The sequence below is a fragment of the Exiguobacterium sp. s59 genome, from assembly GCF_018617475.1.
Lineage (GTDB): Bacteria > Bacillota > Bacilli > Exiguobacteriales > Exiguobacteriaceae > Exiguobacterium > Exiguobacterium aestuarii.
Map to the genome: position 1 here is coordinate 369,905 of NZ_JACSKG010000001.1, position 15,171 is coordinate 385,075.

General features: G+C 46.8%; 21 protein-coding genes. 18 read left to right on the forward strand and 3 right to left on the reverse strand.

What is annotated here, in order from left to right; genetic code table 11:
- The first annotated feature begins 316 nt into the window (after positions 1–316).
- The 9 genes from cyoE to KNO91_RS01945 all read left to right on the forward strand — a co-directional run bounded on the left by cyoE (position 317) and on the right by KNO91_RS01945 (position 7,641).
- The gene (gene cyoE, locus KNO91_RS01905) at positions 317–1,237 is read left to right on the forward strand and encodes a heme o synthase (RefSeq protein WP_214794194.1); all 921 of its coding nucleotides are present in this window, start codon (positions 317–319) and stop codon (positions 1,235–1,237) included.
- Positions 1,238–1,337: 100 nt separating this feature from the next.
- Positions 1,338–2,315: a cytochrome c oxidase subunit II gene (gene coxB / locus KNO91_RS01910; RefSeq protein ID WP_214794583.1), complete on the forward strand. Its 978-nt coding sequence runs from the start codon at positions 1,338–1,340 to the stop codon at positions 2,313–2,315.
- Between the two features lie 38 nt (positions 2,316–2,353).
- Complete coding sequence (ctaD, locus tag KNO91_RS01915) at positions 2,354–4,222, forward strand: cytochrome c oxidase subunit I (RefSeq protein WP_214816082.1); 1,869 nt, start codon at positions 2,354–2,356, stop codon at positions 4,220–4,222.
- Positions 4,223–4,849, forward strand: a complete 627-nt coding sequence (locus tag KNO91_RS01920; RefSeq protein WP_015881284.1) for a cytochrome (ubi)quinol oxidase subunit III — start codon at positions 4,223–4,225, stop codon at positions 4,847–4,849.
- Position 4,850: 1 nt separating this feature from the next.
- Positions 4,851–5,180 carry a cytochrome C oxidase subunit IV family protein gene (locus KNO91_RS01925; protein ID WP_214691743.1) on the forward strand — a complete coding sequence of 110 codons (330 nt, stop codon included), beginning with the start codon at positions 4,851–4,853 and terminating at the stop codon, positions 5,178–5,180.
- A gap of 134 nt (positions 5,181–5,314) precedes the next feature.
- Positions 5,315–6,238 carry a cytochrome c oxidase assembly protein gene (locus tag KNO91_RS01930; protein ID WP_214691744.1) on the forward strand — a complete coding sequence of 308 codons (924 nt, stop codon included), beginning with the start codon at positions 5,315–5,317 and terminating at the stop codon, positions 6,236–6,238.
- 24 nt (positions 6,239–6,262) lie between these two features.
- Positions 6,263–6,724: a DUF420 domain-containing protein gene (locus KNO91_RS01935; RefSeq protein WP_214698118.1), complete on the forward strand. Its 462-nt coding sequence runs from the start codon at positions 6,263–6,265 to the stop codon at positions 6,722–6,724.
- A 21-nt stretch (positions 6,725–6,745) separates the two neighbouring features.
- Complete coding sequence (locus KNO91_RS01940; RefSeq protein ID WP_214815838.1) at positions 6,746–7,360, forward strand: SCO family protein; 615 nt, start codon at positions 6,746–6,748, stop codon at positions 7,358–7,360.
- The gene (locus KNO91_RS01945) at positions 7,357–7,641 is read left to right on the forward strand and encodes a hypothetical protein (protein ID WP_260569895.1); all 285 of its coding nucleotides are present in this window, start codon (positions 7,357–7,359) and stop codon (positions 7,639–7,641) included. Before KNO91_RS01940 ends, KNO91_RS01945 begins: the two co-directional genes overlap by 4 nt.
- A gap of 67 nt (positions 7,642–7,708) precedes the next feature.
- On the opposite strand, the gene KNO91_RS01950 is transcribed toward KNO91_RS01945, so the two are convergent.
- A complete protein-coding gene (locus tag KNO91_RS01950) occupies positions 7,709–8,071 on the reverse strand; it encodes a YugN family protein (RefSeq protein WP_015881291.1) in 363 nt (120 codons plus the stop codon).
- Between the two features lie 104 nt (positions 8,072–8,175).
- Positions 8,176–8,910, reverse strand: a complete 735-nt coding sequence (locus tag KNO91_RS01955; RefSeq protein WP_251126509.1) for an ATP-grasp domain-containing protein — start codon at positions 8,908–8,910, stop codon at positions 8,176–8,178.
- Positions 8,911–9,063: 153 nt separating this feature from the next.
- Here KNO91_RS01955 and KNO91_RS01960 point away from each other — a divergent pair, with 153 nt between their 5' ends.
- Genes KNO91_RS01960 through KNO91_RS01980 form a run of 5 tightly spaced genes read left to right on the forward strand, consistent with a single transcriptional unit; the run spans position 9,064 to position 11,859 of the window.
- Positions 9,064–9,513, forward strand: a complete 450-nt coding sequence (locus KNO91_RS01960; protein WP_214789038.1) for a YlbF/YmcA family competence regulator — start codon at positions 9,064–9,066, stop codon at positions 9,511–9,513.
- Positions 9,497–9,751, forward strand: a complete 255-nt coding sequence (locus KNO91_RS01965) for a YlbG family protein (RefSeq protein WP_371816625.1) — start codon at positions 9,497–9,499, stop codon at positions 9,749–9,751. Before KNO91_RS01960 ends, KNO91_RS01965 begins: the two co-directional genes overlap by 17 nt.
- A gap of 52 nt (positions 9,752–9,803) precedes the next feature.
- Positions 9,804–10,370, forward strand: a complete 567-nt coding sequence (gene rsmD / locus KNO91_RS01970) for a 16S rRNA (guanine(966)-N(2))-methyltransferase RsmD (RefSeq protein WP_214789035.1) — start codon at positions 9,804–9,806, stop codon at positions 10,368–10,370.
- Positions 10,371–10,375: 5 nt separating this feature from the next.
- A complete protein-coding gene (coaD, locus tag KNO91_RS01975) occupies positions 10,376–10,870 on the forward strand; it encodes a pantetheine-phosphate adenylyltransferase (protein ID WP_214815841.1) in 495 nt (164 codons plus the stop codon).
- On the forward strand, positions 10,867–11,859 hold the full coding sequence (locus KNO91_RS01980) for a SepM family pheromone-processing serine protease (RefSeq protein ID WP_214815843.1): 993 nt from the start codon (positions 10,867–10,869) through the stop codon (positions 11,857–11,859). The genes coaD and KNO91_RS01980 overlap by 4 nt, the downstream gene beginning before the upstream one ends.
- On the opposite strand, the gene KNO91_RS01985 is transcribed toward KNO91_RS01980, so the two are convergent.
- A complete protein-coding gene (locus KNO91_RS01985; protein ID WP_214815847.1) occupies positions 11,838–12,968 on the reverse strand; it encodes a tRNA(Met) cytidine acetate ligase in 1,131 nt (376 codons plus the stop codon). The genes KNO91_RS01980 and KNO91_RS01985 overlap by 22 nt on opposite strands.
- 156 nt (positions 12,969–13,124) lie before the next feature.
- Here KNO91_RS01985 and KNO91_RS01990 point away from each other — a divergent pair, with 156 nt between their 5' ends.
- The 4 genes from KNO91_RS01990 (at position 13,125) to KNO91_RS02005 (ending at position 15,162) form a co-directional block, all read left to right on the forward strand.
- On the forward strand, positions 13,125–13,652 hold the full coding sequence (locus KNO91_RS01990; RefSeq protein ID WP_214815850.1) for a YceD family protein: 528 nt from the start codon (positions 13,125–13,127) through the stop codon (positions 13,650–13,652).
- Between the two features lie 22 nt (positions 13,653–13,674).
- Complete coding sequence (rpmF, locus tag KNO91_RS01995; protein ID WP_015881300.1) at positions 13,675–13,848, forward strand: 50S ribosomal protein L32; 174 nt, start codon at positions 13,675–13,677, stop codon at positions 13,846–13,848.
- A 121-nt stretch (positions 13,849–13,969) separates the two neighbouring features.
- Positions 13,970–14,809, forward strand: coding sequence for a 2-dehydropantoate 2-reductase (locus KNO91_RS02000; protein ID WP_214815853.1), 840 nt, complete (start codon positions 13,970–13,972; stop codon positions 14,807–14,809).
- A complete protein-coding gene (locus tag KNO91_RS02005; RefSeq protein ID WP_371816629.1) occupies positions 14,809–15,162 on the forward strand; it encodes a DUF3397 domain-containing protein in 354 nt (117 codons plus the stop codon). Before KNO91_RS02000 ends, KNO91_RS02005 begins: the two co-directional genes overlap by 1 nt.
- Positions 15,163–15,171 lie beyond the last annotated feature (9 nt).

The window sequence follows — 15,171 nt, forward strand, 5'->3', positions numbered from 1 at the left end:
TAATCAAAATCCGTTAAAAATGTACCTTGTTTATTTATATTTTTTTCGCCATACTTATTATACGGCTTTCCGTTCGAAAAACGAAATGGAAAAGCTTGCAATCGTTATCAAAAACGTTATTCTAATATTAGTAAGGCACATAAGGTGTGACAAATATCACACTATTGACACAAAAAACTCGCTATTTTACAAGCATAAAGGGCGTATTTTATAAAAAAATATGGTATCTTTGTAGAGAGTTAAGTGTATTTTGTTCATATTGTGTTTTTTCTGTGAAGAGAATGCGAGGATTTCGTGATTATGTGGGGGGGTCAGTATGACAAAAGTCAACCCAGGAATGACCGTAGATGTAGAATATACAGAGTCAACGTCATTCCGAGATTACGTCGCCTTAGCGAAAATGGGAATCGTTCGCGCCAACTTACTGTTGGTATTTGCGGGATTCTTCGTGGCAGCGACGTATCAGAGCGATACGCCAGTCCTTTACTTGTTTGAAGTTTGGCCACAGCTCTTATTAACGATGTTAGGAAGCGCACTCGTGATTTCGGGGAGTTGTTACCTAAACAACTTTGTGGACCGAGATATCGATTACTTAATGGATCGTACGGACAATCGACCGAGTGTAACCGGCAAGATTTCAGGGGAGAAGATTTTACTCCTCGGATTGACACAACTTGCATTAGGAACACTTCTATTGCTCCTTGTATCGTACGTCGCCGCAGTATTCGGTTTAATCGGGGCATTTTTTTATGTCGTGATTTATACGATGTGGCTGAAACGTACGAGTACGCTCAATACAGTCGTCGGTAGTATTTCGGGAGCCGTTCCACCGCTTATCGGTTGGGCAGCACTTGATCCGGCACTTCATATCGATGCGTGGCTCATGTTCCTTGTCATGTTCTTATGGCAACCACCACACTTTTTGGCGCTCGCTATGCGACGTACGGAAGAGTACCGAGCGGCAGGCATTCCGATGCTTCCGGTCGTGAACGGATTTGCCATCACAAAACGGCAAATCATCTGGTGGATTGCGACGCTGATTCCGGCATCGCTCTTATTTATGCATTACGGTCTTGTTTACTTGACAGTCGCAGCCGGTTTAGGGGGCTACTGGTTGTATCTCGGATTGAAAGGTTTCAATGCCGAAGATGAAATTAAGTGGGCAAACAAAATGTTCTTTTATTCATTAATTTATTTAGTCGTGTGGATTATCGCGCTGATTTTGACAGCACTTTGATGATTGCACTCACTATATAGAAAACCATTACACATCATTTTGGGAGAAAGTGGGGATTGTTGTGAAATCATTTAAGAAGCTTCTGTTTGGCATCGTCCCGATGATGATGTTCGCAGTCCTGTTGTCAGGTTGCGGTCAAGAGGGATTGTCTGCATTGAAGCCGATGGGAGAAGGGGCTGAGCTTCAGCTCCGTATCATTCTCATCAGTTTGGCGATCATGCTCTTCGTACTCATCATCGTATCGGTCATTTACGTGTACGTGCTCATGAAGTTCCGTCGGAAAGATGAATCGATTCCGAAGCAAGTTGAAGGTAGCAGTACACTTGAGATGATTTGGACAGTCGTTCCGATTATCCTTCTCATCATTCTCGCTGTGCCGACAATCACGACGACTGTCGAACTCGCGAAAGCGAAAGAAGCGAAAAAAGAAGAAGAAATCAACGTTACAGCAAACTTGTACTGGTGGGAATTTGAATATCCAGAAGCAGGTGTTGTGACAGGGCAAGAGCTCGTCATTCCAGTTGGAAAACGAGTCGGCATCAACTTGACGTCAAAAGATGTCATTCACTCATTCTGGGTACCGGCTTTATCTGGTAAGACAGATACGAACCCAGGACTTGATAACGAAATGTGGTTACATGCAAATGAACCAGGTACTTACTACGGGAAATGTGCAGAGCTTTGCGGTCCGTCACATGCCCTTATGGACTTTAAAGTCATCGCGCTCGAGCAAGAAGAATATGATCAATGGCTCGCTGACATGAAAGCCAAGCAAGACGAGAACGGTGAGAAACTCGTCGCAGACAACACGAACTTGACGACAGGTGAGGCAGTGTATGTCGAAAGCTGCTTGAGCTGTCACGGCGGCGGTAAAGTTGCACCAAGTTTAACGAACTTCGGCGATCGTGAATGGCTCGCAGGTTACCTCGAAAACAACGAGGACAACTTGAAAGAGTGGATTCGTGACCCGCAGAAGAAGAAACAAGGGGCTCTCATGCCAGGTTTCAATGAAGGTCAAATCAGCAACGAAGAATTAGACGCACTCGTTGACTTCTTGTATGAGCAGAAGATTGACTAACGGGAAAAGGGGGATTTCACGTGGCACAGACCACTGCAATGCAGCAATCGCGTAAATACAATGGCATCATGGATTGGATTACGACGGTTGACCACAAAAAAATCGGTATTTTGTATTTGTTCTCAGGAATCTTCTTCCTCCTTCTCGGTGGAATTGAAGCATTACTGATTCGTTGGCAACTTGTTAAACCAATGAACGATTTCGTCAGCGGTGAGACATTTAACCAATTGATTACGATGCACGGGACGACGATGATCTTCCTAGCGGCGATGCCGATGCTATTCGGTTTCATGAACGCTGTCGTACCGCTTCAAATCGGGGCACGCGACGTTGCGTTCCCATTCATTAACTCATTAGGTTTTTGGTTGTTCTTCTTCGGTGGAGTCATGCTTAACTTGAGCTGGTTCTTCGGAGCAGCACCGAACGCAGGGTGGACGGCTTACGCACCACTCTCAACACAACCGGAAGCGACAGGGGTAGACTTCTACGCCCTCGGTCTTCAGATTTCAGGTTTCGGTTCATTGATGGCCGGGATTAACTTCCTCGTCACCATCCTGAACATGCGTGCGCCAGGTATGAAACTCATGCGCATGCCGCTCTTCACATGGACGACTTTCGTTGCATCGGCATTGATCGTCTTCGCATTCCCGCCACTTACGGTCGGATTGTTCATGTTGATGTTCGAGCGCCTCTTCGGAGCCGCATATTTTGACCCAGCACTCGGCGGGAACGTTGTCATCTGGGAACACCTTTTCTGGATCTTCGGTCACCCGGAAGTATACATTTTGATCTTACCGGCATTCGGTATTTTCTCGGAAATCATTCCAACATTTGCTCGTAAGCGCCTCTTCGGTTACACGACGATGGTCTTTGCGACAATGCTCATCGGTTTCCTTGGATTCATGGTTTGGGTTCACCACATGTTCACAGTCGGTCTTGGTCCAGTAGCGAACTCGATCTTCGCTGTTGCGACGATGGCGATCGCCGTACCGACCGGTGTTAAAATCTTTAACTGGCTCTTCACACTATGGGGCGGTCAAATCAAATTCAACGTAGCGATGCTCTACTCGGTCGCGTTCATTCCTTCATTCCTCGTAGGTGGGATGACAGGGGTTATGCTTTCAGTCGCACCGGCTGACTATCAGTACCACGACAGCTACTTTGTTGTCGCTCACTTCCACTACGTTATCGTAGGTGGGGTTGTATATGGCCTCTTCGCAGGACTTTACTACTGGTTCCCACTCATGTTCGGAAAAGCACTTTCTGAGAAGCTTGGATACTGGCAGTTCTGGTTGTTCTTTATCGGGTTCCATTTGACGTTCTTCCCGCAACATTTCCTCGGATTGTTCGGTATGCCACGTCGAGTCTTCACGTACCTCGGTGGTCAAGGTTGGGATACGCTCAACATGCTCTCAACAGCTGGAGCATTCTTCATGGGTGTGTCAACGATTGTCTTGCTCGTCGCTGTCGTGAAAGCCTTCTTGTCAAAAGAACGCGTCAAACCAGACCACTGGGGAGACGGACGTACGCTTGAGTGGACGCTTCCTGTTCCAACTCCAGAGTACAACTTTGCACAAACGCCACTCGTCAAAGGACTTGATACGTTCTGGCTCGAGAAAATGGCTGGCAACAAACGCGTGTCAGTCGCTGAAGAAGTATCGGACATTCACATGCCGAATAACTCGCTCATCCCGTTCTTCATGTCGCTTGGTCTCTTTATCGCAGGACTCGGTGCCATCTTCCAGATGGACAACACAGTCGTCGGTTGGTCATTGATTGGGTTCGGATTAGCGATGACGTTCGTCTCGATGTTCCTACGTTCGTGGATTGACGATCACGGCTACTACATTCCGAAGTCACAAGTCGAAGCAGACTTGAAAGCGATTCGTGAGAAAGGAGAACAATAAATGGCACATGCAGTTGAAAAACACCCAGTGACCGGTATCCCGGCCAATCCAGAGAAAGCAACGCTGGAAGGGAAAAATAAATATGTGGCCTTCTGGTTCTTCCTTGGTGGAGAGACAGTCCTCTTCGCCTCGCTCTTTGGAACGTACGTTGGTCTCTTGAACTCTGGTGCGCCAGAGGAATTACGTTCGTATAACATTTTCGAAATGGAGCTCGTCTTCATCATGACGATGCTCCTCCTCACAAGTTCACTCACAAGTGTCCTTGCGATGATGAACATGAAAGCAAACAATCCAGGGCGGATGAAGCTTTGGTTGATTGTGACGCTCCTTCTAGGCGCTGGATTCCTTGGTGCTGAGATTTACGAGTTCATTCACTACTACCACATCGGTCATACGTTCACGTCGAGCGCATTCGGTTCAGCCTTCTACACGCTAGTCGGCTTCCACGGAGCGCACGTCACGTTCGGTCTCCTTTGGATCACGACACTCTTGATTCGTAACTGGAACCGTCCAATCGATGTGTACAACGCACCGAAGTTTTATGTATCAAGTCTGTACTGGCACTTCATCGATGTTGTTTGGGTCTTCATCTTCTCAATCGTCTACCTCTTAGGGATGGTGAACTAATATGGAAAAACGAGCAATGAACGAATCACACAAACAATTAGAGCTTGAAGTAAAAGCAGAATCGAAACGCGAGTATCAGCTTCAATTGATCAGCTTTGCGATGATGATTTTACTCACGTTCGTGGCATTCGGTGCCGTCTATGCGGAACTCATGCCAGTTTGGGCAGCAGGTGGTTTCTTAATCATCTTGGCGGTCATTCAAGTCTTCCTACAGTTGTATATTTTCATGCATATGAATAACCGTGGGAACACATGGATCGTCGGCATGATGTGGTTAGGCATCTTTGTCGCCATCATCACGGTCGCTGCACTACGCTTACTCATTTGGTAATTGTGACAAAGGATTGAACATCTGTGGAAACACGGATGATTCGGTCCTTTTTCCTTTACTTCAAAAATGAATGAATAGTAATCTTGAAGTGAACGGTTTCAAAGGTTAGGGAGAGAAAGAAAAGGGGTGAACGGATGCTCTGGAATACGTCGGAGCTGCTCAATCAATTTGATTGGCTCACGTTATGGAGTCCGCTGTTCGGATTGCTCATGGTCGGGATTTATGTGTTATACGCCGTCGTGACTGAGAGAATGGCGAAGCGAGGATATGCCTCGACCACGTTGTTACAAAAGTTTAGTATGTTGTTTGCGATTGTCTTGTATTATATTGGTTTCGGAAGTCCAATCGATGTATTGGCACATATCATTTTATCTGTGCACATGTTCCAGATGGTGCTCGTCTACATTTTGGCACCGGCACTCGTCGTTTACGGTCTACCGTACTGGGTGTTTGAAAAAGTACTTAGCTTCAAATTCATCGGGCCGACGTTTAAGTTTTTAACAAAGCCACTCATTGCGCTCATTTTATTTAACGCATTGTTCTCGATTTATCACATGCCGGTCGTATTTGACTATGTCTTGACGAACTATGGCGTGCACCGCATCTTCCACGGGGCGTTGGTCGTCTTTAGTTTGACGATGTGGTACCCGGTCATCGTTCCGCTCGTCACAGACGAGGAGGAAGGCATGTCCGACTTGAAACGAATGGTATACATTATCGCCAACGGAGTCTTGTTGACGCCAGCCTGTGCGCTGATCATCTTCAGTCAAACGACGCTCTATAACGCGTATACGGACCCGGAGACGTTTGCTAGGGTACTTGGATACTGTCTACCGAATGGTGACGTGTCAGGTATTAATTTAGAGGCGCTCATGGGAGCGACGAACAGTGCGCTCGAAGATCAACGATTCGGTGGAGTCTTGATGAAACTCGGTCAAGAAATCGTCTATGGCTTTTTCTTCGGATGGACGTTCTTCGGTTGGGTTCGCCGTACAAAGTCTCTTGCGTTAGATGAGGGTATGTCATTCACTCCGCAAGAAACGAATGAGAAAAATTAAACAGAACAAAAAGGGGAAACATTGATGAACTATCTTGCCTTAATTAGTGTGTCATTCATCGTCATCAGTGCGATTCTTGTCGCCATCGGATGGGTGATTATCGCAAAAGACCGCAGCAACATCGAGAAACATAAGAAAGTGATGACGGCGGCCGCGATTGCAGCGACGACATTCTTCATCCTTTACGTCTCACGTACCATTTTTGTCGGAAACACAGCATTCGGAGGACCGGATTCTGTAAAACCGTTCTATCTTGGTTTTATGATTTTCCATATCCTACTCGCGACTACGGGTGGTGTCCTCGGGTTGATCACCCTTTATCTCGGTTATAAAAACAAGATTGAGAAGCACCGTAAAATCGGACCGAAAGCATCGGTCGTCTGGTTCTTCACGGCCATTACAGGTGTGACCGTCTATATTCTTCTCTATGTGGCATATGACCCTGGTGAAACGACGAACGTATTCCGCGCAATAATCGGAGGATGATCCATAGAGAGGGAGAGCTGTATGAAACGGAATAGCTATATGACGGTCGGTCTGACCGTCCTGACGCTCGTTGTCATCGGAGTGGCCGTTTATTTTATATTCTTCAATAAAGACGACTTGCCCGTCATCCAAGAGCCGACCCCGTTCACATTGACGAACGCTTTAAATGAAGAGATGTACAATTCTGATAATGGAAAAGTGAAAATTGTCACGTTCTTCTATACGAATTGTCCAGATATTTGCCCGCTCACGTTACGTGATTTCATGAAGCTGGAGAAAGAGTTGAAGGCAGAGGATTTATACGGTTCGGATGTAGAACTCGTTGCGATCACCGTCGACCCGGAAGTGGACACGGTACCCGTACTGAAAAACTATGGGGAAGCGTTCCAGGCGGAGCCTGAAGGATGGAAGATGCTAACGGGAGATCAAGTCGATATCGACCGAATCACTCGTCAGCTGCAATTTTATTATTCGAAGGCGAATAGCGGGTTAGTGACGCATGCGACGACAATGTACGTCATCGACCGTCATCATGATGTTCGCGCCGTCGCTCAGATGGCAACGGCAGGGGATGAACCGGTCGATATCGAATCTATCATGGAGGACGTTAAAGTGCTCGCGAATGAAAAGGAGTGATCACATTGAACGATACGATGGCTGTGATTGGGAATGACTATTCATACGGAGACGTGACGATCGCGGAACGGGCGATTGAAGATTTGATCGCATGTAGCGCCATTGAGTTCGGCTTGAAAGAAGTGAAGGTCGTGTCTCGATCAAAAGACCATTATGATTATCAAATCGTTGCATCATTACCACTCGTCGAGGCAGAGCGATTGTATCGCTATGTTCGAGACCAATTCGACTTATTGCTTGGTCAGGTCGATGTGACGTTGACAATCATTGCAACCAACTAAAAATAAAGCCCATAGAAGCAGAATGCTTCTATGGGCTTTATTTATGACAAAAAGAAAACCCCTTCGCTTATGCAAGGGGTTTGACTTCTAGTGTTTCGGCGAGAGCCTTTAGACGACGTTCGCAATCGCGGACGATTTCTTCTGGGAAGACTTCATCGTATTCAACACCGTGTGGGTAATAATGCTTTCCTAAAATCGGTGTGAGCATTTTTACGACAGCGTGACGATCTTCGATTTGACCTTCAATCGCGTATACAGGTAAGCGAAGGTAGAATGTTTCGCCAGTCGATTGTTTCTCATATTTCATATCATACGTGGCACGCTCGTAGTCCCAAGCACCTTCACGGATGAAATGATGATGATCCATGATCGTCTCGAGCAAACCAAAACGGATTTCTTTTCCCTCGATGTGGAACTGCTCAAATTTCATCATAATCCCCCTTTTCGAATAAACCTCATATGTCATCATACCATATTCAAAAACGTTCTTGGAATAACGTGTGTTCAAATTGTGAAAAAAAGATGAACGATTGATCAGCTTAGTGTATTTAAGTATTCCTCGATTTTTTGAGTGAGTTTCACGCCGAGTGGAAGGAGTCCTTCCGAACCGAAAAAGACGTTGAACTCCAAAATATAAAATCCGTCCTCGGTCACGATGACGTCAAACGCTGCGTGATTGATGTGTAACGTATTGGCAATCGATTGAATTTCTTGAACGACGTCTTCCGGAATATCCTCATAAGAGAAGTTTGCTCCTTGGGCGACGTTATTCAAGAAGGCTTCGCTGACACGCCAATAGGATCCAACCACTTCCTCGCCGATGATGATGACCCGTAAGTCACGATCATTCGGGATGAATTCTTGGACGTAGAACGTATCGTGGTTCTCGACATATTCTAACCAGTCTTGGTCGTTTTTAATTAACCATACACCTTGGCCCATCGAGGATTTTGCTTTTTTGGCGACGAATGGATAATGAAACTCTTCCAAAACCCGTTCAATCGTATATGGATTTTTTCCGTAAATGAGCGTCTTTGGGATGCGGTGAGGATACGTCGCTTTAAAGGCACGCGTCATCTCGATCTTGTCATGCCCGAGGTGATAAGTCGCAGGGGACGGAAAAATGGCTTTGTTCATCCCGTATATAATGGAATTGACCATCCAATACTCAGGGAACAAGACGAGGTCAGCTTCACGAACTTTATCGAGTTGGTCGTAATAATATTCAGGCTTTGCATACTCCGTCTTTATACCAGCTGATCGAATCATATTAAAAGAAACTTTTTTCATATACAGACACACATCGTGCGTCTATTCACTTCCTTTCTACATTGAACGCCTTGCGGTCAACTTCAATTATAGTGTGGATTGCTTACATAGGGAAACAATTGTGGTAAAATCATGGCAGAAAGGGTGAGGGGTATGATAATCACTGAACAGACGATTGCCCTGCTCGATCAAACTGAAGAATTGACCGATTTGATTGAAGCAAGCGAATCGTTTCAAACATATATTCAAACGAAAGCGGCACGTCTCGCATCACAAGAAGCAAAGGAAATCGAGCGTGAGTTCTTAAAGATGAAAGAGGACTATGAGTATGTCCAGCGCTTCGGGAAGCATCATCCGGACCACGACCGCATCAAAAAAGAGATGCATCTCATCAAACGTCGCCTCGATGTCCAGCCAGAGATTGCAGCGTTCAAAAAAGCGGAACGAAACTTGGATAAGTTATTAGGGGAAGTGAGTGAACTGTTAGCTCATTCAGTATCTCCTAAAATCAAAGTCCCGACCGGTAATCCATTCTTTGACGAAGGTGGATGTTCTGGAGGGGGCAGTTGCGGAGGAGGCGGAAGTTGTGGATGCGCCGTCTAAGTTGAATGAACGGATTGGTTTCGTCGTATACGTGAATTCCTTGAAACAAGTGAAAGCGTTAAGACGTTATGCGAATCTGTACTTTGTCTCAAAACGAGAAAAATATGCGTTTCTTTACACGGACCTCGAAGGTCATGAAGCCATACTCGAACAAGTGAAGGCATTGCCGTTCGTGGAATCGGTCGTTCGGAGCGAGCGCCCGTTCATTTCCGAAACGTACGAGACAAAATCGAAATAAACAAAAAGATGAAGGTGGCATCACCTTCATCTTTTCTGCTGGAGGGAAAGACATGCGTGTCATATCTGGAGAACGAAAAGGGACCCGTTTAAAGGCGGTCCCGGGAACGGCTACGCGCCCAACGACAGATAAAGTGAAAGAATCGTTATTCAACATCATCGGTCCTTACTTTTCTGGCGGGAAAGCGTTAGACCTATATGCGGGTAGTGGTGGACTTGGGATCGAGGCGTTATCGAGAGGATGCGACGAAGCGATTTTCGTCGACCGTCAACCGAAAGCCGTGCAAACGATTCAAGAAAACTTGCGGGCGACCCATTATGAAGAAAAGGGAAAAATATATCGACAAGATGCCAAAGCGGTACTCGAACAGCTGAAAGGACAGCAGGAACAGTTCAAGCTGATTTTTATGGATCCGCCTTATCACGCGGAAGAGCATGAGGCTTTCTTGCAACTGATTGATGCCTCTGACATGTTGATTGACGTCGGCGTCATTGTATGTGAACACGGAAGTGACGTGACGTTGCCAGAACGTGTGGGACGGTTTGAACGAATTAAAGAACAGCGATACTCAGAGGTGATCACAATCAGCTTTTATGAGTATGCATCGATTGAGGAGTGAAACGAATGAAGCGGATTGCGATTTGCCCGGGGAGCTTTGACCCGATCACAAATGGACATTTAGATATTATCGAGCGGGCAGCGGCCATCTTTGACGAAGTCATTGTCGCCGTCCTTGAAAACTCAAGTAAGGCCCCACTATTTGATGTGGAAGAACGATTAGAACTCATTCGAGATGTGACGACACATCTTCCGAACGTGTCGGCCGATGCGTTCGGCGGACTTCTTGTCGAGTACGCAGCGGAACGAGAAGCAGCAACGATTGTACGAGGACTACGAGCTGTTTCTGATTTTGAATATGAACTTCAAATCGCATCGATCAACAAAAAACTGAATGAAAACGTAGAAACGCTGTTCATGATGACGAACAGTCAATATTCATTCCTAAGCTCGTCCATCGTCAAAGAAGTGGCGAAATATGGCGCGTCAGTCAGTGAGCTCGTACCAGAACAAGTCGAAGTGGCGTTACGCAAAAAATACCAAGTGAGTTCGGGACAATGAAATCGCTAAAAATCGGGATTGGGTTGCTCATCACGGTTCTTCTATTTCTCTTCGTTCCGCTCCCTTATTACATTTCATCACCTGGTGCGGCGACGTCGATTGAAGAATTCCTGACCGTCGTAGGTGGCGAAAAGGACGACGGGGAACTGATGATGGTGACGATTTCCCAACGACGTGCGACGCCGTTTTGGCTAGTGGAAAGTTGGGTCACACCGTTCACAGAAGCCAATTTATCCAGTCGCTATTTATATGATGGGGAAAGTGAGGCGGACTACGATCGCCGACAGCAACTCCTGATGGACTCCTCTCAACAAGCGGCAATTCAATATGCGTATGAGCTCGCCGGCAAAGAAGTGACGGTCGACTTTGAAGGGATTTACGTATCGGCACCGATTCCAGGCTCGCTCGCCGCTAACGTGTTAAAGCCAGGCGATATCATTACGGCGATCGACGGGATGTCTTTTGCGACGCGTACTGACTTTTTAAACCGGGTGATGGAATCTGACGCGGGAGATGAGGTTGAGTTGACGATTGAGCGAGACGGAGAAGAACGTGTCGTACAGACGCTCATTCAGCCGATTGACCAAAGTGGTGACCGCGTCGGGATTGGCATTTATGAGCCACTTCCCGTCCAGGAAATCACAGCAGTGCCTGAAGTCGATGTCGCACTGACGAATGTCGGCGGACCGTCCGCGGGGTTGATGTTCACGTTAGAGATTTATGACCAATTGACACCGGGCGATTTGGCGAACGGAAAGCGGATTGCTGGTACAGGAACCGTTGATGAGGAAGGAAATGTTGGACCGATCGGAGGCGCATGGCAAAAAATTGTCGCAGCAGAGGAAGAAGGGGCAACAGTCTTCTTCGTTCCAGCCGGCTCCAATTATGAAGAAGCGCTCGAATCACGCGACCGTCTCGACAGTGACATCAAAGTCGTCCCTGTGAAGACGGTCGAAGACGCGATTCGTTATTTAGAAGAGATGAACTGAGGTCGTTGCCGATGTTCGATTAGTGCGTCGTTATGAAGCGGCAGTCGATACGCTTCGGTAACGCGGGCTTCAAAATCGAGACGCTCGTCATATTTGCTGAGGAGCGGCAACTCATGTTTCAGATCGCGTAACGCCGCGCGACCGATGTCGTTAAAAGCGAGCGGTCTCACGTACGGGACATCGTCAAAACGTGTCGGTACGTCATCTTTTAACCAGTGCAGAAGAACGGACACGAACGCCCGTTGAATCGATGTACGCGTATATCGACGTGTCGAAACGGCTGTGAGGGCAGCGTCAAATGATGTTTCGAGCCCAGCTCGCTTCAGACGAGGTGCAAGAGAAGCATCAATGCCAACGAGTTCGGTCAATGTGTGGAGCGGTAACGTCCGAAGCTTATATTGTAAGACGGGCCAATACAGTTCCCAATGCGTCATCGATTGCGTCCGAAACATCGCTTCAGTGGATGCAGGGACGGCAAGAACTTCACCCGTGTCTAAGTAATGGGCACGAATGCCTGTGGCCGACATGACGTCCGTGAGTGAGGTATCATGGTAATCTGCACCGAGACGCTTGACCGTATGTAGCTGAATCGTCTTCGCAGCTTTGGCATAATGATAGGCCAAAATATTGTTAGGGCGTGTCAAATCAAAGGACGGATAGACGGTATGAAACGCTCGACTCGAAGCTTGCGCCGATGAATGTCCTTCTTGTAACGCTTGATGGAGTGCCTCTTTATATAGAGGGGACTCTTCGACATTTGATTGAGCAGCGTGAACAATGGCGTCGACGTCACCGCTTTCACTTCCGAACGATAACGTTTGGCAACGAAGTTGTTCTGCAATCGAAACAGCAGACGTGGCAAAGCGGTCCGCTCGCTGTACCCCGTACTTGGTAGGCAGTTCGACGACAAGATCGATCGCTCCGCTCTCGACGGCTGCTATAGCCCGTTTCCACTTATCGAAAGAGGCCGGTTCTCCTCGCTGAGTGAACTGTGCACTCATGATGGCAATCATGACATCAGCACCCGTTTCTTGACGTGCAGTTTGCGCTTGATAAAAGTGTCCGTTGTGAAACGGATTGTACTCTGCAATAATGGCCGTCTTTTGCATGATTTACTCCTTTGCATTGTCGTATGGATTGGTGTAAGATGAGTAAGTACGCTTTGGCAAAGCGCCGTCGTCAACTGATTTTAGTGTAAAGAAAAAACATTGACAAAACAAGTTGGCCTATCTATAATTCATATTGTTGCAATTGAGGTGATTCGGATGAAATGGTCTATTGCACAGCTACTTAAGCTCCGAAACCAGGGTGACGGTTTTACGATCGATGAGATGGTAGAACTACCAGAGCTGACTCAGCTCCATCCGGATATCCGTTCGATTCGCCCGGTGCATGTGCACGGGGATGCATCGTTCACATCTAATCAAGTTACATTCAATCTGAAGATTCAAGGTGATCTGACGTTGCCAGATGCGCGAACGTTAGAAGACGTCACTTATGAATTCGATATTGAATCGCTCGAGCCTTTCTTTTTGGAGAATGGGCGTTATACGGAGCAATTCGATGACGTGAATTTGCCAGAAGGAAATACGATCAGTCTTGTGCCGATCGTAAAAGAGCTCATCATGTTAGACGTCCCGATGCAAGTTTACGGGAACGAAACAGACAAAACTCAGGTTGAAGGAGAAGGCTGGACGCTTACTGACGAACAGCCCGAAGCCCAACCAAAAATTGACTCGCGATTCGCGGGACTGGCCGACCTGTTCTCGAAAAAAGAGAACGAGGAAGGTTAACTTTTCAAGGAGGTGGACAACGATGGCAGTACCATTCCGTAGAACGTCGAAAACTCGCAAACGTCTTCGTCGTACTCACTTCAAACTCAACGTACCTGGTATGAACGAGTGCCCGAACTGTGGCGAAATGAAACTTTCACACCGTGTTTGCAAATCTTGCGGACATTATAACGGTAAAGAAGTGACAAGCAAATAATGCGAGAAGAAGTGACCTGACATCAGGTCGCTTCTTTTTTTGTTTGTCATTTTTGGGTCATGACGAGAAGATGTGGTAAACTTTTTGTGCGAAAATAGTTCTAATCAGGAGGAAAGCATGTATGAACTCCATTAAACGGATTGGCATCATCGGGAACGGGGCGGTCGGACTATTGATGGCATCCTTGCTCGCTGATGATTATGAGGTGACGGTATATGGACGAAGCGGATCACCTGAAAAGATTTTAATCACACGGACAGGTTTGACGAGTGGGTCAGCATATGTGTCGCTTCAATCTAGCATGACGTTACAAGAGACTGACCAGGATCTCTTTTTTGTCACGACGAAAGCTCACCAAGTCGAACAGGCGACGGCACGACTCTCCGGAGCGGTTCCGGTGTTCATTTGTTCGAACGGCATTGCCCATCTAGACTATGCGAAACGTCATGGGTTTCATTTAGGTGTCGTCGAGCATGGGGTGACGAAACAAGGGGACGTGATCGAGCATCGAGGGCTCGGTCGTATACGAATCGGGAGTATGACAGGCCTCCTTCCGATCACACTTCAAGATAGTCCGCTTCAGGTCATCTGGGAAGATGACATCGAACAAGTCGTCGTCGAAAAACTGTTCGCAAATGCGATTATCAATCCGATCACAGCGTTGTGCCGTGTTCCGAATGGGGCGCTCGCGAACGCACCCTATCGTGAGATTGCGCATTCCATTTATGAAGAATTGACGCCTTTATTTTCAAAGCGTGTCTCGTATTCGTATATCGAGTCCATCATCGAGCGTACTGCGGAGAATCGTTCTTCCATGTTGCGTGATCTTGAGGAAGGTAGGCCGACAGAGGTGGATGCCATCTTGAAACCTGTCATAGAGAAAGCTGAACAAATGAAGATTTCACTTACCGTTATTCCACTGCTACATAAACTGATTATAGGAGCGAGCGCATCGTGTTAGTGTATATCGTTTCATTTCCACTCATCTTATGGTTTATGGTGTATATGATACTTAGAAAAATTATGCCGAAGTCAATCAACTCATTCAAACTCGCATGTGATGCCGGAGTCGTACTCTGGTTTTATGCTTGTGGGGTTTTACTTGAGGCCATCGTCGGGACGGAAATGTTTCTTCTATTGCTTGCGGCCTGCTGTGCCATCTTTCCGATCAATGCGATCTGGCAACGGGTTCGATATGAGGAAGTATTGTTCACAAAGATGTTCGTCCATGGTTGGCGTCTCCTCTTTTTACTCCTAGTCCCGACGCATGCCATTTTATTTGCGATCGGCGTAGCTCAAGAAATGATTCGTTGATTGATTGAA

Coding starts and splice junctions, on each gene's coding strand:
- KNO91_RS02000 (WP_214815853.1), top strand. CDS start 13,970: ATGAACTCCATTAAACGGATTGGCATCATCGGGAACGGGGCGGTCGGA.
- ctaD (WP_214816082.1), top strand. CDS start 2,354: ATGCAGCAATCGCGTAAATACAATGGCATCATGGATTGGATTACGACG.
- KNO91_RS01985 (WP_214815847.1), bottom strand. CDS start 12,968: ATGCAAAAGACGGCCATTATTGCAGAGTACAATCCGTTTCACAACGGA.
- cyoE (WP_214794194.1), top strand. CDS start 317: ATGACAAAAGTCAACCCAGGAATGACCGTAGATGTAGAATATACAGAG.
- KNO91_RS01930 (WP_214691744.1), top strand. CDS start 5,315: ATGCTCTGGAATACGTCGGAGCTGCTCAATCAATTTGATTGGCTCACG.
- KNO91_RS01935 (WP_214698118.1), top strand. CDS start 6,263: ATGAACTATCTTGCCTTAATTAGTGTGTCATTCATCGTCATCAGTGCG.
- KNO91_RS01960 (WP_214789038.1), top strand. CDS start 9,064: ATGATAATCACTGAACAGACGATTGCCCTGCTCGATCAAACTGAAGAA.
- coxB (WP_214794583.1), top strand. CDS start 1,338: ATGATGATGTTCGCAGTCCTGTTGTCAGGTTGCGGTCAAGAGGGATTG.
- rpmF (WP_015881300.1), top strand. CDS start 13,675: ATGGCAGTACCATTCCGTAGAACGTCGAAAACTCGCAAACGTCTTCGT.
- coaD (WP_214815841.1), top strand. CDS start 10,376: ATGAAGCGGATTGCGATTTGCCCGGGGAGCTTTGACCCGATCACAAAT.
- KNO91_RS01950 (WP_015881291.1), bottom strand. CDS start 8,071: ATGAAATTTGAGCAGTTCCACATCGAGGGAAAAGAAATCCGTTTTGGT.
- rsmD (WP_214789035.1), top strand. CDS start 9,804: ATGCGTGTCATATCTGGAGAACGAAAAGGGACCCGTTTAAAGGCGGTC.
- KNO91_RS01940 (WP_214815838.1), top strand. CDS start 6,746: ATGAAACGGAATAGCTATATGACGGTCGGTCTGACCGTCCTGACGCTC.
- KNO91_RS01990 (WP_214815850.1), top strand. CDS start 13,125: ATGAAATGGTCTATTGCACAGCTACTTAAGCTCCGAAACCAGGGTGAC.
- KNO91_RS01955 (WP_251126509.1), bottom strand. CDS start 8,910: ATGATTCGATCAGCTGGTATAAAGACGGAGTATGCAAAGCCTGAATAT.
- KNO91_RS01925 (WP_214691743.1), top strand. CDS start 4,851: ATGGAAAAACGAGCAATGAACGAATCACACAAACAATTAGAGCTTGAA.
- KNO91_RS01980 (WP_214815843.1), top strand. CDS start 10,867: ATGAAATCGCTAAAAATCGGGATTGGGTTGCTCATCACGGTTCTTCTA.
- KNO91_RS01920 (WP_015881284.1), top strand. CDS start 4,223: ATGGCACATGCAGTTGAAAAACACCCAGTGACCGGTATCCCGGCCAAT.